The organism is Methylobacterium sp. 391_Methyba4 (assembly GCF_029691625.1).
In the GTDB taxonomy this organism is placed as follows: domain Bacteria; phylum Pseudomonadota; class Alphaproteobacteria; order Rhizobiales; family Beijerinckiaceae; genus Methylobacterium; species Methylobacterium fujisawaense.
On sequence record NZ_CP121475.1, the window covers coordinates 4,281,357 to 4,299,161 of the forward strand.

A 17,805-nucleotide genomic window follows, 5' to 3' on the forward strand; every position below is an offset into this window, starting at 1 on the left:
CAGCCTCCCGGGCGCGGCCCCGTCGTCAGCCGCGCGGGAATTCGAGGCCCATCTCGCGGTAGCGGGCCGGATCGTCGGCCCAGTTCTCCCGCACCTTCACGTGCAGGAACAGATGGACCTTGGCGTCGGCCGCCTCGGCGATCTCGACGCGGGCCGCCTGCCCGATCGACCGGATGGTCTGGCCGCCCTTGCCGAGCACGATGGAGCGCTGGCTCTCCCGCTCGACGAAGATCGTCTGCTCGATCCGAACCGACCCGTCGGGCCGGATCTGCCACTGGTCGGTTTCCACCGTCGAGCGATAGGGCAGTTCCTCGTGAAGCCGGTCGTAGATCTTCTCGCGGGTGATCTCGGCGGCGAGCATGCGCAGCGGCGCGTCCGAGACCTGATCCTCCGGATAGAGCCAGGGGCCCGGCGGCATCCGGGCCGCGAGAGCGCGGCGCAGATCGTCCACGCCGTCGCCGTTCAGCGCCGAGATCATGAAGGTCTCGGCGAAGGGCGCCGCGGCGTTGAGCTTGGCGGCAAGGTCGAGCAGGCGCTCGCGCGGGATCAGGTCGATCTTGTTGAGGATCAGCAGCTTCTCGCGCTTCACCTCGCCGAGCCGCCCGAGCACGGCCTCCACCTCCGCATCGACGCCCTTGCGCGCATCGACCAGCAGGCAGACCGCGTCGGCATCGGCGGCGCCGCTCCAGGCCGAATGCACCATCGCCCGGTCGAGGCGGCGCTTGGGCGCGAAGATGCCGGGGGTGTCGACGAGCACGACCTGGGCCGAGCCCTCGATGAGGATGCCCCGCACCAGCGCCCGGGTCGTCTGCACCTTCCGGGAGACGATCGAGACCTTGGTACCGACGAGGTTGTTGAGCAGGGTCGACTTGCCGGCATTCGGCACGCCGATCAGCGCGACGAATCCGGCCCGGGCGTCGGCGGGCGTGCCCGGGAGCATGGACGGATCGCGCGCGGGCTCCTGGCCCGGCATGGCGCCGGGGCCGTCCTGCGCGTCGTGATCGTCCGGTTCGTGCGTGTTCATGCTGTCTCCGTCGGCCCCGCATCCGCGGAGGCTCCGATTCCCTCTCGCTCCATCAGCGCCCGGGCGGCGGCCTGCTCGGCGATCCGCTTCGAGGTGCCGTCGCCGAGGCCGGGCTCGAGGCCCTCGACCTGGACGGCGATGCGGAACCGGGGCGCGTGGTCGGGACCCGTGCGTTCGACCACCGCATAGGTGGGGATCGGCAGGCTGCGGCCCATCGCCCATTCTTGCAAGGCCGATTTGGCGTCACGGCCCCGTGCCGCAGCCGTCGGCTCGCCCGGGCGGAAATGCGCCTCGACCACCGCCCGGGCGGCGTCGAAGCCGGCGTCGAGGTAGATCGCCCCCAGGATCGCCTCGCAGACGTCGGCGAGGATCGTCTGATTGCGCCGGCCGCCACCCATCACCTCGCCCTGGCCGAGGATCAGGTGCGGTCCGACCTCCCAGGACGCGGCCACAACCGCGCAGGTCTCACGTCGGACCAGGGCGGCGAGCCGCCGGGAGAGATCGCCCTCATCGGCCTCCGGAAAGGCGCCGTAAAGGCGATCGGCGACCGCGAGCCCGAGCACCCGGTCGCCGAGGAATTCCAGGCGCTGGTAGCTGCCGCCCCGACCGCTGGACTTGCTGGTATGGGTCAGGGCACGGGTGAGCAGGTCCTGATCGGCGAAGCTGTGCCCGATCCGCTCCTCGAGCGCGTTCAGGGGCGGCCGCGGCTTGTGGGCCCGACGGGATCGGGCGTTGGCCCGGGGCTGCGCGGCGTCGTCCAAGTCCGAACCGGTCAATGGATCGTCGTGAACAGGCGCGACCAGCGCACGTGGGCCGGCCAGTTCCAGACCTGCCACGCCGGGGTCCCCTCGTCGATCGAGAAGAAGATCATCTCGGCGCGACCGACCAGATTGGCGAAGGGCACGTAGCCGACATTGGCGAGGTCGCGCGAATCGGTGGAGTTGTCGCGGTTGTCGCCCATCATGAAAAAGTGACCGGGCGGGACCGTGTACAGCTCGGTCTTGTCCCAGAAACCATTGTCGCCGTCGCGCTCGATCACCCGGTGGGCCACGCCATTGGGCAGGGTCTCCATATATTGCGGCACCTTGGTGGGCTGCCCGTAGGGATCGGTCGTCTCGTAATCGGCGATCCGCTCGCGCTTGACCGCCTTGCCGTTGATGTTGAGCACGCCGTCGATCATCTGGATCTTGTCGCCCGGCAGGCCGATCACGCGCTTGATGTAGTCGGTCGAATTGTCCTTGGGCAGCTTGAACACCGCGATGTCGCCGCGCTTCGGATCGGCGCCCCAGATCCGGCCCTCGGCCTGAATCGGAATGTATTCCGACAGCGGCAGCGAGTACTTGGAGTATCCGTAGGAATATTTCGATACGAACAGGTAATCGCCGATCAGCAGGGTCGGCACCAGCGACCCTGAGGGGATGTTGAACGGCTGGAACAGCAGCGTCCGCACCACCAGGGCGATCAGCAGCGCCTGGATGCCGACCTTCAGCGTCTCGCGGATGCTGGCCCAGGTGCCGGTCTCGGCGGGTTTCCTGAGCGGCTTGCCGTCGTAATCCACGCGCGCGTTCCGTCTTTGGTTGAGGTTCGTCACCTGCCGCCAGCGGGGCGCAGCCCCGCCGCGCGCGGCTTGCTGATGTGCGGTTGGCCCGAGGAATGCGCCGCAATCGTGTCCGCTGTGAGCGGCGGTCTAGACCATGCGCGAGCCCCCCGCAACGCGCGACCGGGGCCGGCTAATCCGCGATGGCCGCCTCAACCGGCGACAGAGACCGGCAGGGCTTCAATGATCACGAAGGCTTGTGCCATCGGTGGATCGTCCGTGAGGCTCACATGCAGGCGCGCCGCGTGTCCGGCCGGCAGAAGGTCCGCGAGCCGCGCGGCCGCACCGCCCGCCAGCCGGAGGGTCGGCTGTCCGGAGGGCAGGTTCACCACCTCCATGTCACGCCAGAACACGCCGGCGCTGAAACCCGTCCCCAGCGCCTTGGCGCAGGCCTCCTTGGCGGCGAAGCGCCGGGCGTAGCCCTCGGCACGGGCGGCCCGCCGGTCGCAGCGGGCCCGCTCGCCCTCGGTGAAGACCCGGTGGGTGAAGCGCGCGCCGTGCCGCTCCAGGGTCCGGGCGATCCGACGGATGTCGCAGAGATCCGACCCAATCCCGACGATCATGCGAGCCGGGCCCGATCCATGGCGGCCCGCATGTCGCGCACCGCTTGGTCGAGCCCCACGAAGATCGCGTCGGCGATCAGCGAATGGCCGATATTGAGCTCCCGGATCTGCGGCAGCGCCGCCACCGGCCCGACGCTGCCGAGGGTCAGCCCGTGACCCGCATGGATCTCCAAGCCGAGGCCGGCCCCGTGCTCGGCTGCGCGCCGGAGGCGGGCGAGTTCGTGGGCCGTGCGGCCGTCATCGTCCTCAAGCGCGGCCTCGCAGTAGCTGCCCGTGTGCAACTCGACCACCGGCGCCCCCAGGGCATGGGCGGCGTCCATCACCGCGGGCTCCGGCTCGACGAACAGCGAGACGCGGATACCGGCTTCCGCGAGGGTCCGGATGCGCGGCGCGAGGTGCTCCCGGCCGCCGACGATGTCGAGCCCGCCCTCGGTGGTGCGCTCCTCGCGCTTCTCCGGGACGAGGCAGGCGGCATGGGGCCGCGTGGCCAGCGCGATCGCCACCATTTCGTCGGTGGCCGCCATCTCGAAATTGAGCGGCACGGACAGTCCGCGCTTCAGCGCGGCGATGTCGGTGTCGCGGATATGGCGCCGGTCCTCGCGCAGATGCGCGGTGATGCCGTCGGCGCCCGCCTCGACGGCGAGCAGCGCCGCCCGCACCGGGTCCGGGTAATCGCCGCCGCGGGCGTTGCGGACGGTCGCGACGTGATCGATGTTGACGCCGAGGCGCAGCTTTTCGGAGGTCATCCGCTCGTTCGTCCCCGTGTCGGCGCGATGCGACAGGCTTACCGGCAGGGTTCGGAAGGCGCGGCGCGCCCTCACCCCGTGCCGGCGATATGCGGAGGATCGCGCGCGCCGGCAAGACGGCCGGGGCCGCGACACTTACCGATCGGCTGGCGCGCCCGTCATCGCGGAAGACGGCGATCCGGGGGACGAGGATCGTCACTCCGGGGATCTGGCGCCGCCGGGATTGGCGGCGCCGAGGGACCAAGATCCCTGGGCGGGCCTTCCCGACAGGCGTCCCGCCCGGTCATCGAAGGGGCCGAAGGGCCCTCCCGCTCAGGCGAGGCGCAGGCGCGACCGGCCGTCCTTCCGCTCGGGCAGGGCATCGAGGGCGGCCTTGACGATGGCTTTGGCGTCGAGGCCGGCCTCGGCGTACATCTTCTCGGGGCTGTCGTGGTCCTGGTAGGTGTCCGGCAGCGTCAGCGTCCGCACCCGGACCCCGCCCGCGTCCAGCGCGCCCGTCTCCGACAGCAGGTGCAGCACCATCGCGCCGAACCCGCCCCGCGAGCCCTCCTCGATCGTCAGCAGGACCTCGTGGTCCCGCGCCAGATCCAGGATCAGCGCCTCGTCCAGCGGCTTGGCGAACCGCGCATCCGCCACCGTCACCGCCACGCCCTGCTCGGACAGCGTGTCCGCCGCCTTCGAGGCCTCGGCCAGCCGCGTGCCCAGGCTGAGGATCGCCACCCGCGCCTCCGCGTCCCGGCGCACCACCCGGCCCTTGCCGATCGCCAGCACCTCGCCCCGCTCCGGCAGCTCGACGCCCACGCCCTCGCCGCGCGGGTAGCGCAGGGCGATCGGGCCCGAATCATGCGCGTGGGCGGTGGCCACCATGTGCACCAGCTCGGCCTCGTCGGAGGCCGCCATCACGGTCATGTTCGGCAGGCAGCACAGATACGCCAGGTCGAACGCGCCGGCATGCGTCGCCCCGTCCGCGCCCACCAGACCCGCCCGGTCCAGGCAGAACCGCACCGGCAGGTTCTGCAGCGCCACGTCGTGCACCACCTGGTCGTAGGCCCGCTGCAGGAACGTCGAGTAGATCGCCACGAACGGCCGGTAGCCCTCGGTGGCCAGCCCGCCCGCGAACGTCACCGCGTGCTGCTCGGCGATGCCCACGTCGAAGGTTTTTTCGGGGTGGGCTTTCCCAAAAAGATCGATGCCCGTGCCGCCCGGCATGGCGGCGGTGATCGCCACCACCTTGTCGTCGGCATCCGCCGCCTTGATCAGGCTCTCGCCGAACACCCGCGTGTAGGCCGGCGCGTTCGGCTTGGCCTTGGCCTGCACGCCCGAGATCACGTCGAACTTGACCACGCCGTGGTAGCGGTCGGCGCTCGCCTCGGCCGGCGCGTAGCCCTTGCCCTTCTGGGTGACGACGTGCAGCAGGATCGGGCCGTGCTCGGCGTCGCGGACGTTCTTGAGCACCGGCAGCAGGTGGTCGAGATTGTGCCCGTCCACCGGGCCGACATAGTGGAAGCCCATCTCCTCGAACATCGTGCCGCCGCCGACCACCAGCGAGCGGGCGTATTCCTCGGCCGCCGCGGCGCGCTGGTAGAGCGCCTTCGGCAGCAGCTTGCCGAGCTGCTTGGCGGTCTCGCGCAGGGACTGGTAGGCGCCCCCCGAGGCCAGCCGCGCCAGATAGGCCGACATGGCGCCCACCGGCGGGGCGATCGACATGTCGTTGTCGTTGAGGATGACGATCAGGCGCGAGTGCAGGGCGCCGGCATTGTTGAGCGCCTCGTAGGCCATGCCGGCCGACATCGAGCCGTCGCCGATCACCGCGATGGCGTTGCGGCGCTTCTGCGGGCGGCCCTTCACCTTGGCGGTGGCGTTGTCGAGGTCGCGCGCGACCGCCATGCCCAGCGCCGCCGAGATCGAGGTCGAGGAATGGGCGGCGCCGAACGGGTCGTAGACGCTCTCGCTGCGCTTGGTGAAGCCCGACAGCCCCCCGCCCTGGCGCAGGGTCCGGATGCGGTCGCGGCGCTCGGTCAGGATCTTGTGCGGGTAGCACTGGTGGCCGACGTCCCAGACGATGCGGTCGTCGGGGGTGTCGAACACGTGGTGCAGCGCCACCGTCAGCTCGACCACGCCGAGCCCCGAGCCCAGATGGCCGCCGGTGATCGACACCGCGTCGATCATCTCGGCGCGCACCGCCTCCGCAACAGCCGGAAGATCCGATTCCGGAAGACGCCGCAGCGCCGCAGGATTCGGGACACGGTCCAGCAACGCCGATTGCTCAGGGGAGAGTGCCAATGGTCGCATCCGTTCGTTCGAATATGGCGACGGCTCCGTCACGGGCCCGTGGCAACCGCAACGCCAGCACCCCGGGAGCACGCGTTCATGCTAGAACCCGCCCGTCCGCCGCTGTCATGATAGTGCCAGGTACGGATGAACGGCGGCGCGATCAATGTCGGGCCGTCGCTTTTTTGAATCACGTGCCCTTAACGCCACAAGAGGTTCGCCTTTGAATCCGGCTCGTCTGTGCACAATCCTGCTCGCGCTCGCGATTACGGTTTACGGCCAAGCTTACGCCGCGGCGCGGCCGCTGGACGGCAATCTCGACTTCGCGTGCAACTTCCTGGGCAAGTGCCCGGCCCGGGTCGCCCCGGGCGGCCCGGACCGCGATGTCCGCCCGTTCAACGGCACCCTCGGCCGGCCCTGCGCCTGGCGGGATCGCCCGACCCCGGAGGGTGTGCGCCGGGTCCGCGTCTGCTGGTGATGCGCGCGCCGGCTCTCATCGCCACGGCCCTGGTTCTCGCGCTCGGATCGGTTCCGGTCGGCGCCCAGGATGCCTGTCCGGGGCTGTTCGCCGATGGGCGGATGCCCGTCCTCACCAATCCGAAGCTCGCCGTTCGGGCGACCCCCCTGTGCTTCGAGGCCTTCGCGGTGCTGCATTCCGGCGTGACCCGCACGCCCCTCTACGCCGCCGAGCACCTCACCCGCGCCAGCATCGCCGCGGCCCGCGCGGTGGCACGCGACGATTCCTTCCACGAAGAGGCGCGCCTGCCGGAAGACCAGCGCGCCGCCCTTGAGGATTATGTCCGCAGTGGGTTCGACCGGGGCCATCTCGCGCCGGCCGGCGACATGCCGACGGCAAGCGCCCAGGCCGAGTCGTTCAGCCTCGCCAACATCACGCCGCAGAACCGGGTCCTGAACCGGGGGCTCTGGGCCGATATCGAGGAAGGCACCCGGCGCCTGACCAGCCGGCGCGGTGCGCTCTTCGTGGTCACCGGGGTGATCTTCTCCGGCGACGCGGTGCAGCAGATCAAGGGCGGCGTGCTCGTCCCGACCCACTTGTTCAAGGCCCTCTACGATCCGGCCAGCGGCGAGGCCGGAGCATACCTCGCCCGGAACGACGATTCGAAGGATTGGCGCGTGCTGTCGATCGACGATCTGCGCCGGGAATCCGGCATCGACGTCTTTCCCGGCCTGCCGCAAGCGGCTCGCGCGACCGCGATGAGCCTCCCGGATCCCCAGGCCTCCGCCCGCGCGGACGAGCGCCGGCCCCGGCACGAGCAGACCTGGCAGGAATGGCTGGAGCGCGAGCTGGCCCGAGCGGCGCGGAAATTCCTGCGCGACCTGCTGCGTTCGTTCTTCTGAGAGGACCCATGCCCAAGGACACGCAACGCGCCTCCGGAGGCGCGACGGAAGATCCGAAAGCCTTCACGCCCTTCGCGGACGATGCCGGCGTGCGCACCATCGGCAGCTTGAGCTTCGAGAACGGCACGGACCGGATCGCCCTGCACGGATCCCTCGACATCACCCGCGACAGGGCCGGGCTGGAGCAGGCCCGGCTTCTCCGGAAGACGCTGGACGCGATCGTGAAGACCCTGGAGGCCTCCGATCTGCCCGAAGCGGTGGCGGAGGCGCCGGACGCGCCGCCGCGATCGGTGATGAACCCGTTCGCCTGAGAGATCGGCACCCCGCGACGGCCGGGCCGTCCTTGCCGCTTCCCGGCGGGCCTGATACTCCGACAGGGTCATTCCTATATTTTAGGGACGCGCGTCCAGGACGGGGACTGATGCCCCGTGCCTGACCCGTGCCGCTGGCACGATCCGCGCAGTCCCGAACAACGCGCCGAGGACGATCCGCGATGGCTCGCGAATTTATCTACCACATGCGGGGCCTGACCAAGGCCTATACCGGCGGCAAGAAGGTCCTGGATAACGTCAACCTGTCGTTCTACCCGGACGCCAAGATCGGCGTCCTGGGCATCAACGGCGCCGGCAAGTCGACGCTGCTCAAGATCATGGCGGGCCTCGACAAGGAATACACCGGTGACGGCTGGGTCGCGCAGGGTGCGCGCGTCGGCTATCTGCCGCAGGAGCCCCAGCTCGATCCGAACAAGACCGTCCGCGAGAACGTGATGGAGGGCGTGGCCGAGAAGCAGGCCATGCTCGACCGCTACAACGAACTCGCCATGAACTACTCGGAGGAGACGGCCGACGAGATGACCGAGCTCCAGGACCGGATCGAGTCGCTGGGCCTCTGGGAGCTCGATTCGAAGGTCGATCAGGCCATGGAGGCCCTGGGCTGCCCGAGCGACGAGCAGCCGGTGGCCACCCTGTCGGGCGGCGAGCGGCGCCGCATCGCCCTGTGCCGCCTCCTCCTGTGGGAGCCGGAACTGCTCCTCCTCGACGAGCCGACCAACCACCTCGACGCCGAGACGGTGAACTGGCTGGAGGGCCACCTGCGCCAGTATCCCGGCGCGATCCTGATCGTGACCCACGATCGCTACTTCCTCGACAACGTCACGAGCTGGATCCTGGAGCTCGATCGCGGAAAGGGCATCCCGTACGAGGGCAACTATTCGGCGTGGCTGGTCCAGAAGCAGAAGCGCCTGGAGCAGGAGGGCCGTGAGGACATGGCCCGGCAGCGCTCCATCGCCCGCGAGCAGGAGTGGATCGCTGCCTCCCCGAAGGCGCGCCAGTCCAAGTCGAAGGCCCGCATCACCCGCTACGAGGAGCTGGTGGCCAAGCAGGCGCAGAAGATCGATGCCGCGGCCCAGATCGTCATTCCGATCGACGAGCGGCTCGGCAACAACGTCATCGAGTTCGAGCATCTCAGCAAGGCGTTCGGCGACCGGCTGCTGATCGAGGATCTGTCATTCAAGCTGCCGCCGGGCGGCATCGTCGGGGTGATCGGCCCGAACGGCGCCGGCAAGACCACGCTGTTCAAGATGATCACCGGCCAGGAGAAGCCCGACAACGGGAAGATCGACATCGGCGAGACGGTGAAGCTCGGCTACGTCGACCAGTCCCGCGACGCCCTCGATCCGAACGCCACGGTCTGGCAGGAGGTCTCGGGCGGCAACGACATCATCTATTTCAACAAGCGCGAAATCAATTCGCGTGCCTATTGCGCGGCCTTCGCCTTCAAGGGGCCCGACCAGCAGAAGAAGGTCGGCACGCTCTCGGGCGGCGAGCGCAACCGGGTGCACCTCGCGCGGACCCTGAAGGGCGGCGCCAATGTGCTGCTCCTCGACGAGCCGACCAACGACCTCGACATGGAGACCCTGCGCGCCCTCGAAGACGCGCTGGAGGACTACGCCGGCTGCGCCGTCATCATCAGCCACGATCGCTGGTTCCTGAACCGCATCGCGACGCACATCCTCGCCTTCGAGGGCGACAGCCACGTGGAATGGTTCGAGGGCAACTTCTCCGAATACGAAGCCGACAAGGTGCGCCGACTCGGAGCGGATTCGATCATGCCGAAGAAGATCAAGTACAAGCGGTTCTCGCGCTGAGGACCGGCCCCGTCGTTCCGGGGCCGTAACGGCGAGACCGGAACCGAATAGCCGTTGACGGGCGAGGTCCAGCCCTGGACCTCGCCCGGGTACGCTCTGAACACGGCCAAGAGGAATCCATCGGCCGGTCGCGCGGTCCCTGACCTCGGTTCAAAGCCTCTGCGGCGCTCCGGCGATGCAGATTGCCGGAGCGACCGGGAGATCGGATGTCGTGCCCCCCTGCGCCCGGGGGGAAAGGCGGATGCGCGGGCTCCCGGAGCGCTTGCAGAGCCGGAGCGTGCCACCCCGGGGACCGGGACGGCATCGACGGCCGCCCGATATGCCCTCATCCGAGTTGAGCCCGGGCCTCCGACAGAATGGTGGACAGGCTCCGCGAGAGCGGGATGGCTGGAGTCCATCCGGTGGCGGTTGCGAAGGCCGTGGAATCACAGCCCTCGCTGCGCACGCCCGCCGCCCGGACCCGATCGGGCGAGACCCAAAGGGTGAAGCGCGCGCCCGTCATGCCGCGGAACATCTCCAGGATCTCGGCGACCGGCGTCACGACCCCCGATCCCACGTTGAAGATTCCGCCATTCGGAAGGTCGTCGATCTGTCCGATCACGCGCAGGCACGCCGCGGTGACATCGGCCACGTCGACGAAATCGCGCCCGGCGGAGAGGTCGCCAACCTCCAGGCTCGGGGGCACCAAGCCTCGCTCGATACGGGCGATCTGCCCCGCGAAGGAGGCGACCACGAACGTCTCACTCTGACCCGCACCGATGTAGTTCGATGGTCGCAGCACCAGATGCTTGACGCCGGCATTCGCCAGGACATCGCGCAGGATGTACTCGCAGGCGTTCTTGGTTCGGCCCGCGATGGTGTCGGGACGCGGCGTCACGGTCTCGTCCGGACGTGCCTGCTCGCGGAACGCCTCCCCGTAGACGACGGTCGAGCTGAGGAACACCAGGGCCGCGCGGGTCTTCGCCACCGCCTCGGCCAGGTTCAGCGTGCCGAGCAGTTCGGCCCGCCAGGCATAGGACGGTGTCTCGCTCGACTGGGCCACGGACGCCAGCGCCGCCAAGTGGAACACGATGGTGGGGTCGAAGGCGGCGATCGTCTCGGCGAGTTCGTGGGCATCGAACGGATCGACGGCTCTCAGCGACACGCCGCCGAGGGGCGGTTGCAGAGCCCGATCCAGGCCGAGGATGGAGCTGCCGGGCGGGAGTCCCCTGTGCAGCGCCTCGAGCAGGCGGCGGCCGAGATAGTCTCCGGCTCCGGTGACGAGGACGCGCATGGCCGTTGCCCTGAACCTTGCCCTATAGCGCGCCCCGGGCCTTGGCCCTCCCGATGGCGGGCGAGAAGCCGGGATCGCCCACCGCCTCTATACCGGGCTCAGCCGCGATGCGAGAGGCTCGAGGCGCTCCGCGGAGCGTCGGACCATCAGGGCGACGGATCCCTGCGCCGGGCCGAACACAGGCGCGTGATCGGCGCAGCCGCGCACCGCAGGCGCGCTATTGTTGCACTGCGGACTCTGCCGTATCCCACATCCGGTCGGAGACCGCCGCGGTGATGAACTGAGTGACGCGCGTCGACGATCTTGAGCGGCCCGCTGCCACGAAGCAGCGGACGATCCCCGCGCCGGAAGCCGGAACGCGGCCCACGAAGCCCGTCCGTGACGCGCGGGTCGACGTGGTGCGCGGGCTGGCGCTGCTGACGATCTTCGTCGACCACATCCCGCGCAACGCGCCGGCCCTGCTGACGCTGCACAATTTCGGATTCTCGGATGCGGCCGAGATCTTCGTTCTGCTCGCCGGCTATTCCTCGATGATCGCCTATGGCGGACTCTTCCGCCGAGCCGGCGTCCGGACGGCGCTGGTGCGCATCGCGCAGCGCTGTCTGCGCATCTACCTGTTCCAGGCGGGGCTGCTTTTGGCGACCCTGGTCATCGTCCGGATCTGGATGGACATCACCGGTCTCACGCCGCGGTTCGGCGTCGCGCCCCTGCTGCAGATGGGGCTGCTGCCGGGCCTGCTGCGCGGCCTCGCGCTGAACGCGCTCCCGAATTACCTCGATATTCTGCCGCTCTACATTCTCCTTCTGGCGCTATTTCCGCTGATCTATCTCGGGATGCGGCGCGGGATCTGGAGCGTCCTGGCGCTGTCGGCGACCCTGTGGATTGCCGCCAACGTCGATCATCAGCTGAACCTGCCGAACGCCGCGGCGGTCGATGAGGGCTGGTACTTCAATCCCTTCGCGTGGCAATTCCTGTTCGTGCTCGGAGCGGCCCTCGCCGTCTGGGTCCAGGGCCAGGACGGATTGCTGCCGTGGCGTGGCTGGGCCGTCGCCATGGCCTCGGCCTATCTCGCCTTCGCCTTCTTCCAGGGCGGCTCCTGGGCGGAATGGGGGCTGCCGGACCTCCGGCCGCTGTCGATCGGGGCCCCCGACAAGAGCCATGTCGGCCCCCTGCGCCTGATCAACATGCTGGCCCTGGCCTACCTGCTGTTCAGCATACCCGCGGTGGCGCGTCTCAGCCGGTGGCGGCGGCTGCGCCTGATCGATGCCTGCGGCCGGCACTCGCTCGAGATCTTCGCAGCCGGATGCCTGGCGGCGCTCATCGGCCGCATTCTCTATCGGACCTTCGACGCCACATGGCCGCTGCAGATCGCGGTCAATCTCGGCGGGCTCGCGGTCATGCTCGGATTGGCGCACCTCCTGGATGCGCGCCGCCGCGGTGCCGCCGCTCCGGGCCAGGACCTGCGCCGGCCGGGATAGGACGCGAGGAGAGACGATGCCGCCGATGCGCCGCAAGGGTGACCTGCCCGAGAAGGTCTGTGCCCAGTGCGGCCGCCCGTTCGCGTGGCGCAAGAAGTGGGCGCGCGTCTGGGACGAGGTCCTCTACTGCTCCGACCGATGCCGGGCCGAGGCCAAGGCAGGGCGCGGGCGCACCGTCGGGGCGAGCGCAGAAACCCGACCCACGACCGCGCGACAGGGATAGGCGGCGCGCCGCCGGATCGACCGCAGGCACGGACGGCCGTCGGCGCGATCCGTCCCACACCGAGGGCACCGATGGCTCAGGCCGGACCACGGCTCAGGGCGGCAAGCCCGGCCGGCGTGTCGATGTCGAGGGCGGTGGCCGTATCGCCTGGGATCTCCAGCACGTCGGGCCGCCCCCTGAGCAGCGGTCCGGCCCCGTGGTCGCCGGCGAGGCGGCCGATCTCCTCCCCGAGACGACGCAGGTTGAGCAGGACGGGATTGCCGCGCCGCCCGTCCTGCACCGGCACCACGGCAGCAGGAGTCGCCGCGGCCTCCGTGAAGGCGCTCACGAGACGGTCGATATGGGCGGCCGTGACCCGCGGCATGTCGCCCAGCACGATCACGGCGCCCATGCAGCGGGGTGGCAACGCCGCGAGACCGGCGCGCAGCGAGGATGCCAAGCCGGTACGGTAATCCGGATTGTCGATCCGGATCAGGTCCAGCCCGACCAGCGTCGCGCGGACCGCCTCCGCGTGGGCGCCCAGCACGACCACCACAGGGCGGGGACCAGCCTCGAGGGCGGCCTCCGCCGCGTGGCGCACCAGCGGCTTGCCGTCGAGGGGGGCGAGCAGCTTCGGCGCGGAGCCGAACCGGCTGCCGAGGCCCGCGGCGAGCAGAACCGTGCCGACCTCCGACATCCCCGAGATCCTCTCCCGCCTCAATCGTCTGTCGCCGGATCGCGCGCGTCCCCCGTCACCGCGCCGCCGGCGCGGGGCTGCGGACGCGAGACGATCTCCATCAACAGACCGCCGACACCGAGGGCGACGATGTCGGCGCGGGTTACGGCCAGATCTGCGAGCAGACGGTGCAGAATCCAGTCGAATCCGTTCTCCTTCGGCGAGCGCGCGCAGCCCGGGGCGCCGACCACCGGCACGTCGCCCCGGGCACCGACAAGGAGCAAGTTGCCGGGATCGACCGGCATGCCGAGGTGGGCGACATGCCCGCCGGCCGCCTCGATTCCGGCCGGGATGACGTCGCGGCGGTCGGCGATGGCCGAGGCACCGAACACAACCACGAGGTCCGCCCCGGCTCCGTCGATGAGATTGGTCACCGCAGCGGCCACGGCGTCGTCGGTGTGGGGGATCCGGGCTTCGGCGACGATCGCGGCGCCCGTGGGGGCGAGACGCTCGGCCAGAACCCGGAGCGTCTTGTCGATGGTGGCCTCCTTGAGGCTCGGCAGCCGCGTCGAGACCACGCCCACACGGCGGCGGCGATAGGTCGCCACCGCCAGCGCGTCGGCTCCGGCCGCTGCACAGGCGCGGGCCAGCACGGCGCCCGGCACGGCGTAGGGGATGATCTTCACGGTGGCGATCATTTCGCCCTCGATCACCGGCCGGAAGCGCGGCAGCGTCGCCACCGTCACCGCCTCGTCGACGGCGTTGACGGCCTCGATCCGGGTCGGGTCGAGCGTCAGCACCCCGGGCCTCTCGGCGAACAGGTTGCAGCGGCCGGTGAACGGCGACTCGACACGCAGGTTCGCCCCGCGAAGACAGCCGGCGAGCCGCGCGGCCGCGTCGTCCTCGCCGACATCGCCTGGATCGAGGGCGGCCACCACGATCTCCGAGAGGCCGGTCCGCGCGAGACCGGCGGCCTCCTCCGGGCCGATCACCGCCCCCTTGCGCAGGGTGATGTCAGCCCGCCGGACCGTATGCGCGCTGATCAGTCCGCCCGCCTCGGCGAGCGGGACGGTCCCGAACCTCACGCGACCTCCGGACGGGGCGCGCGGCGCAGGCACGCCACCACCTCGGCGAGCACGGCCAGCGCGATCTCGGCGGGACTGACGGCGCCGATCGGGAGCCCGATCGGCGCGTGGATCCGGCCGATCTGCGCGGGCGTGAACCCCGCCTCGGTGAGCCGCGCGACGCGGGCCGCGTGGGTCTTCCGGGAGCCGAGGGCGCCCACGTAGAAGCACTCGGCCGCCAGGGCCGCCTTCAGCGCAGGATCGTCGATCTTGGGATCGTGGGTCAGGGCTGCGAGGGCGCAGTAGCGATCCAGCACCGGGACGGTTGTGCCGAGGGCGGCGTCCGGCCACTCGGCGACCAGCGCGATGCCCGGGAAACGCTCCGGCGTGGCGAATGCGGTGCGGGGGTCGATCACCGTGAGCGCGAGGTCGAGCCCGGCCGCCATCGGCGCCATGGCCTGCGAAATGTGGACGGCGCCGACGACCACGAGCCGCACCGGCGGCACCTGCACGGTGAGGAACAGGGTCCGCCCGTCAGCCTCGACGAGGCCGCTCTTGCCGGACGCAAGGTGTTTCGCCAGGACGTCGGCCAGGGGGTCGACGGCGAGGTCCGACTCGCGCACGAGGCGCTGCGCGCCGTCGGCGATGTCGGTGACGAGGATCGCGGCGCGGCGGGCCGCGCGCTCGTCGTTCAGCGCCGCAAGGATGTCGCTGCGCATCAGTCGACCCGCTCGACGAAGACCCGGATCCGCCCGCCGCAGGACAGGCCGGCCCGCCAGGCCGTCTCGTCCGCGACGCCGAATTCGAGGACGCGCGGCGTGCCGGCCTCGATCACCTCGAGGGCCTCGGTGATGACCGCGCCCTCGACGCAGCCTCCCGAGACGGAGCCGAGGAAGTTGCCGTCGCCGTCGACCGCGAGGTGGCTGCCCACGGGCCGGGGCGCCGAGCCCCAGGTCTCGATCACGGTGGCAAGCGCCACGGCGCGACCGTCGCGCCGCCAGGACTGGGCGGCGGAGAGGATGTCTGTATCGGTGCTGAGCATGGCCTCGTGGACTTTCGGCCGGCGGGTGGCCCCCGCTTCCCACAGGTATGGCCCACGCGCCGCCGTGCAAGGCGCCCTCCGACTCGCACACCATGCCCACCGCCCGGGGCACCGGGCCTGTGGCCGTCGTGCGCGCGCCTTGGCCGATCCCGGCGCGGATGCGATAACAGGCCGGCCAAGCGTCCCCGCTCAGACCATGTCCGCCACCGTCGAACGGAGTTCATGCCAGACGACCCGTCCCTGCTTTCGCGGGAGGGAGCGGCGCGTGCTCCGGGTGACGTGAACGCCCCCGATCCCGCTCTGGCGCGCAGGCTGCGCAAGGATCCGCCGCCGCGCTCCGCGCCGCACCGCCTGTGGCGGCGCATCAGCCGGGCGATCGGCGACGTCCTGCCGAAAGGCCTCTACGCCCGTTCGCTGATCATCATCATCGCGCCGGTCGTCCTGCTCCAGTCGGTGATCGCCTACACCTTCATGGAGCGGCACTGGCAGCTCGTGACCAAGCGCCTGTCGGCGGCGGTGACCGCAGACGTGGCCGCCTTGATCGACATCTACGAGAGCTACCCGCAGGACAAGGATGCCGAGACCCTCTCGCGCATCGCCGGGGAACGGCTGAACCTCGACCTCGACATCCTCAAGGGGGCCAAGCTCCCGCCGCCGGGCCCGCGCCCGTTCTTCTCGATCCTCGACGAGGCCCTCTCGGACGAGATCAAGCGCCAGATCCGCCGGCCCTTCTGGATCGACACGGTCGGCCGCTCCAACCTGATCGAGATCCGGGTGGCAATTCCCGACGGCGTGATGCGCATCACCGCGCGGCGCAGCCAAGCCTACGCGTCGAATTCGCACATCTTCCTCGTCTGGATGATCGGCTCATCGCTGGTGCTGCTCGGCGTCGCGATCCTGTTCCTGCGCAACCAGATCAAGCCCATCCTCCGCCTCGCCGCGGTGGCGGAGGGCTTCGGCAAGGGCCGGGAGATCGAGTTCCGCCCGCGCGGCGCCCGCGAGGTGCGCCAAGCCGGTCACGCCTTCATCGAGATGAAGCGGCGGATCGAGCGGGCGATGGAGCAGCGCACGACGATGCTGAACGGCGTCAGCCACGACCTGCGCACCATCCTCACCCGCTTCCGCCTGTCCCTGGCACTGGTCGAGCAGACCAGCGAGATCGAGGATCTCAGCCGCGACGTGGATGAGATGAGCCGGATGCTGGAGGGCTACCTCGCCTTCGCGCGGGGCGACTCGGCCGAGCCCGCGACGCCCACGGACATGCGCGCCCTGCTGGAGGACCTGCGGACCGACGTGGAGCGCCTCGGCGCCCATGTCTCCGCCGTGGAGCTCGTCGGCACGCCCGAGGTCACGGTCCGTCCGGGCGCCTTCCGGCGTTGCCTGTTCAACCTCGCGGCCAACGCCGTGCGCTACGGCGAGACGGTGGCGATCTCCGGCCGACTGGAGGCCCGGACCTTCTTCGTCTCCATCGACGACGACGGGCCGGGCATTCCGGCCGAGAGCCGCGAGGACGTGTTCAAGCCGTTCCTGCGGCTCGACGACGCCCGCCAGGACGCCGGCGGCTCCGGGCTGGGCCTCTCGATCGCGCGGGACATCGCCCGCGCCCATGGCGGCGACATCACCCTGCACGACAGCCCCCTGGGGGGTCTGCGGGCCACCGTCCGGGTTCCGGCCTAGGCCGGATCAGGCATCGGCGGGCCGGCGCAGGCGCAGGTGCTCGGCCTGCACATTCCGGATGAGATGATCGAGGCTGGCCTCGTCGAGGCCGGCGCCGACGAGCCGGGTGCGCAGGCTCGCCTCGCCGTGCCACGCGTAGCCGGCATCGTGCGGCAAGTGGCGCAGCAGGAGGGCGCTCACGATCGATTCACGCCGGTAGGCGGGGTGGCGCAGCAGCTTCCCGATATGGAGGACCAGCATGTCGACGCCGGAGGTCGCGGGGTCCGAAGCCCCCGTGCCCTTCCCATTCCCACTGACCGATGCCCGACGCATACATGCCCGCCTTTGAGAGGCGATACTCTCGCGCCAAATGATTGCACATCCATGAGCGTTCGGACGAGCCGGCGAAAAACTGCCGATTCCGGGGTCCCAACCTTCGCAGCACGGTGATATGCAGGGTCGTTTTCCCAGGGCCGCGGTCAGCCGCGCGCCGGATTTCGAGTGCCGCACATGAACCCGCTCGTCCCGCTCTTCATCCTGCTCTCGCTGCCGCTCGCGGCCATCGGGCTCGTGCTCTACACCGACGAAGGCATCAACCCGGACCTGTTCTACGCCTCCGTGAAGACCTTCGTGATCCTGGGCGCGATCGCGGTGGCGATGTCGTTCGGTGCGATGAAGCTCTCCGAGCGGTCCAAGCACTGAGATCCC

The 17,805-nt window shown here is 70.2% G+C and carries 20 protein-coding genes; 8 read left to right on the forward strand and 12 right to left on the reverse strand.

Features of this window, described 5'->3' with window-relative positions:
* Positions 1-25: 25 nt before the first annotated feature.
* From era to dxs, 6 genes are all read right to left on the reverse strand, one after another.
* Entirely contained in the window at positions 26-973 is a 948-nt protein-coding gene (era, locus tag P9K36_RS20105; RefSeq protein WP_085987654.1) for a GTPase Era, read from the reverse strand.
* Positions 974-1,020: 47 nt separating this feature from the next.
* Positions 1,021-1,800 (reverse strand): ribonuclease III, encoded by a 780-nt coding sequence (rnc, locus tag P9K36_RS20110; RefSeq protein WP_078947126.1) that lies wholly within the window; start codon positions 1,798-1,800, stop codon positions 1,021-1,023.
* Positions 1,797-2,582, reverse strand: a complete 786-nt coding sequence (gene lepB / locus P9K36_RS20115; RefSeq protein ID WP_091955302.1) for a signal peptidase I — start codon at positions 2,580-2,582, stop codon at positions 1,797-1,799. Before lepB ends, rnc begins: the two co-directional genes overlap by 4 nt.
* Positions 2,583-2,773: 191 nt before the next feature.
* On the reverse strand, positions 2,774-3,184 hold the full coding sequence (gene acpS / locus P9K36_RS20120) for a holo-ACP synthase (protein ID WP_043382779.1): 411 nt from the start codon (positions 3,182-3,184) through the stop codon (positions 2,774-2,776).
* On the reverse strand, positions 3,181-3,930 hold the full coding sequence (locus P9K36_RS20125) for a pyridoxine 5'-phosphate synthase (protein ID WP_043382776.1): 750 nt from the start codon (positions 3,928-3,930) through the stop codon (positions 3,181-3,183). Before P9K36_RS20125 ends, acpS begins: the two co-directional genes overlap by 4 nt.
* 312 nt (positions 3,931-4,242) lie before the next feature.
* Positions 4,243-6,222: a 1-deoxy-D-xylulose-5-phosphate synthase gene (gene dxs, locus P9K36_RS20130; protein ID WP_278305867.1), complete on the reverse strand. Its 1,980-nt coding sequence runs from the start codon at positions 6,220-6,222 to the stop codon at positions 4,243-4,245.
* Between the two features lie 202 nt (positions 6,223-6,424).
* Between dxs and P9K36_RS20135 the strand changes: the two genes are divergently transcribed.
* The 4 genes from P9K36_RS20135 (at position 6,425) to ettA (ending at position 9,706) form a co-directional block, all read left to right on the forward strand.
* Entirely contained in the window at positions 6,425-6,679 is a 255-nt protein-coding gene (locus tag P9K36_RS20135) for a hypothetical protein (RefSeq protein WP_043387694.1), read from the forward strand.
* Positions 6,679-7,560 carry a DNA/RNA non-specific endonuclease gene (locus tag P9K36_RS20140; RefSeq protein WP_078947301.1) on the forward strand — a complete coding sequence of 294 codons (882 nt, stop codon included), beginning with the start codon at positions 6,679-6,681 and terminating at the stop codon, positions 7,558-7,560. The genes P9K36_RS20135 and P9K36_RS20140 overlap by 1 nt, the downstream gene beginning before the upstream one ends.
* A gap of 8 nt (positions 7,561-7,568) precedes the next feature.
* The gene (locus P9K36_RS20145; RefSeq protein WP_278305868.1) at positions 7,569-7,871 is read left to right on the forward strand and encodes a hypothetical protein; all 303 of its coding nucleotides are present in this window, start codon (positions 7,569-7,571) and stop codon (positions 7,869-7,871) included.
* 182 nt (positions 7,872-8,053) lie between these two features.
* On the forward strand, positions 8,054-9,706 hold the full coding sequence (gene ettA / locus P9K36_RS20150; RefSeq protein WP_043354390.1) for an energy-dependent translational throttle protein EttA: 1,653 nt from the start codon (positions 8,054-8,056) through the stop codon (positions 9,704-9,706).
* Positions 9,707-10,031: 325 nt separating this feature from the next.
* Here ettA and P9K36_RS20155 read toward each other — a convergent pair whose 3' ends face one another.
* Positions 10,032-10,979 (reverse strand): NAD(P)-dependent oxidoreductase, encoded by a 948-nt coding sequence (locus P9K36_RS20155; RefSeq protein WP_278305869.1) that lies wholly within the window; start codon positions 10,977-10,979, stop codon positions 10,032-10,034.
* Between the two features lie 284 nt (positions 10,980-11,263).
* Here P9K36_RS20155 and P9K36_RS20160 point away from each other — a divergent pair, with 284 nt between their 5' ends.
* Complete coding sequence (locus tag P9K36_RS20160) at positions 11,264-12,457, forward strand: OpgC domain-containing protein (RefSeq protein WP_278305870.1); 1,194 nt, start codon at positions 11,264-11,266, stop codon at positions 12,455-12,457.
* Positions 12,458-12,473: 16 nt separating this feature from the next.
* Positions 12,474-12,680, forward strand: coding sequence for a DUF2256 domain-containing protein (locus tag P9K36_RS20165; RefSeq protein ID WP_278305871.1), 207 nt, complete (start codon positions 12,474-12,476; stop codon positions 12,678-12,680).
* 76 nt (positions 12,681-12,756) lie between these two features.
* Here the strand turns inward: P9K36_RS20165 and P9K36_RS20170 are convergent, their stop codons facing one another.
* From P9K36_RS20170 to P9K36_RS20185, 4 genes are read right to left on the reverse strand one after another with little or no spacing between them, the layout of a single operon-like run.
* Positions 12,757-13,356 carry a nucleotidyltransferase family protein gene (locus P9K36_RS20170; RefSeq protein WP_278305872.1) on the reverse strand — a complete coding sequence of 200 codons (600 nt, stop codon included), beginning with the start codon at positions 13,354-13,356 and terminating at the stop codon, positions 12,757-12,759.
* A 20-nt stretch (positions 13,357-13,376) separates the two neighbouring features.
* Positions 13,377-14,420, reverse strand: a complete 1,044-nt coding sequence (locus P9K36_RS20175; protein WP_278305873.1) for a molybdopterin-binding protein — start codon at positions 14,418-14,420, stop codon at positions 13,377-13,379.
* Complete coding sequence (locus P9K36_RS20180) at positions 14,417-15,118, reverse strand: XdhC family protein (protein ID WP_043354399.1); 702 nt, start codon at positions 15,116-15,118, stop codon at positions 14,417-14,419. Before P9K36_RS20180 ends, P9K36_RS20175 begins: the two co-directional genes overlap by 4 nt.
* Positions 15,118-15,441, reverse strand: coding sequence for an XdhC family protein (locus tag P9K36_RS20185; protein ID WP_043354401.1), 324 nt, complete (start codon positions 15,439-15,441; stop codon positions 15,118-15,120). Before P9K36_RS20185 ends, P9K36_RS20180 begins: the two co-directional genes overlap by 1 nt.
* Before the next feature lie 279 nt (positions 15,442-15,720).
* On the opposite strand from P9K36_RS20185, the gene P9K36_RS20190 reads away from it, so the two are divergent.
* Entirely contained in the window at positions 15,721-17,118 is a 1,398-nt protein-coding gene (locus P9K36_RS20190; protein WP_043354403.1) for an ATP-binding protein, read from the forward strand.
* Positions 17,119-17,124: 6 nt separating this feature from the next.
* Here P9K36_RS20190 and P9K36_RS20195 read toward each other — a convergent pair whose 3' ends face one another.
* Positions 17,125-17,358 carry a hypothetical protein gene (locus P9K36_RS20195; protein WP_236952712.1) on the reverse strand — a complete coding sequence of 78 codons (234 nt, stop codon included), beginning with the start codon at positions 17,356-17,358 and terminating at the stop codon, positions 17,125-17,127.
* Between the two features lie 249 nt (positions 17,359-17,607).
* Here P9K36_RS20195 and P9K36_RS20200 point away from each other — a divergent pair, with 249 nt between their 5' ends.
* Entirely contained in the window at positions 17,608-17,799 is a 192-nt protein-coding gene (locus P9K36_RS20200) for a hypothetical protein (RefSeq protein ID WP_043354407.1), read from the forward strand.
* The last annotated feature ends 6 nt before the right edge of the window (positions 17,800-17,805 follow it).

Excerpts from the sequence above, each read along its gene's own strand:
- era (WP_085987654.1), bottom strand. The coding sequence starts at position 973 with ATGCCGGGCCAGGAGCCCGCGCGCGATCCGTCCATGCTCCCGGGCACG.
- acpS (WP_043382779.1), bottom strand. The coding sequence starts at position 3,184 with ATGATCGTCGGGATTGGGTCGGATCTCTGCGACATCCGTCGGATCGCC.
- P9K36_RS20125 (WP_043382776.1), bottom strand. The coding sequence starts at position 3,930 with ATGACCTCCGAAAAGCTGCGCCTCGGCGTCAACATCGATCACGTCGCG.
- dxs (WP_278305867.1), bottom strand. The coding sequence starts at position 6,222 with ATGCGACCATTGGCACTCTCCCCTGAGCAATCGGCGTTGCTGGACCGT.
- P9K36_RS20140 (WP_078947301.1), top strand. The coding sequence starts at position 6,679 with ATGCGCGCGCCGGCTCTCATCGCCACGGCCCTGGTTCTCGCGCTCGGA.
- P9K36_RS20145 (WP_278305868.1), top strand. The coding sequence starts at position 7,569 with ATGCCCAAGGACACGCAACGCGCCTCCGGAGGCGCGACGGAAGATCCG.
- ettA (WP_043354390.1), top strand. The coding sequence starts at position 8,054 with ATGGCTCGCGAATTTATCTACCACATGCGGGGCCTGACCAAGGCCTAT.
- P9K36_RS20155 (WP_278305869.1), bottom strand. The coding sequence starts at position 10,979 with ATGCGCGTCCTCGTCACCGGAGCCGGAGACTATCTCGGCCGCCGCCTG.
- P9K36_RS20165 (WP_278305871.1), top strand. The coding sequence starts at position 12,474 with ATGCCGCCGATGCGCCGCAAGGGTGACCTGCCCGAGAAGGTCTGTGCC.
- P9K36_RS20170 (WP_278305872.1), bottom strand. The coding sequence starts at position 13,356 with ATGTCGGAGGTCGGCACGGTTCTGCTCGCCGCGGGCCTCGGCAGCCGG.
- P9K36_RS20180 (WP_043354399.1), bottom strand. The coding sequence starts at position 15,118 with ATGCGCAGCGACATCCTTGCGGCGCTGAACGACGAGCGCGCGGCCCGC.
- P9K36_RS20185 (WP_043354401.1), bottom strand. The coding sequence starts at position 15,441 with ATGCTCAGCACCGATACAGACATCCTCTCCGCCGCCCAGTCCTGGCGG.
- P9K36_RS20195 (WP_236952712.1), bottom strand. The coding sequence starts at position 17,358 with ATGCTGGTCCTCCATATCGGGAAGCTGCTGCGCCACCCCGCCTACCGG.
- P9K36_RS20200 (WP_043354407.1), top strand. The coding sequence starts at position 17,608 with ATGAACCCGCTCGTCCCGCTCTTCATCCTGCTCTCGCTGCCGCTCGCG.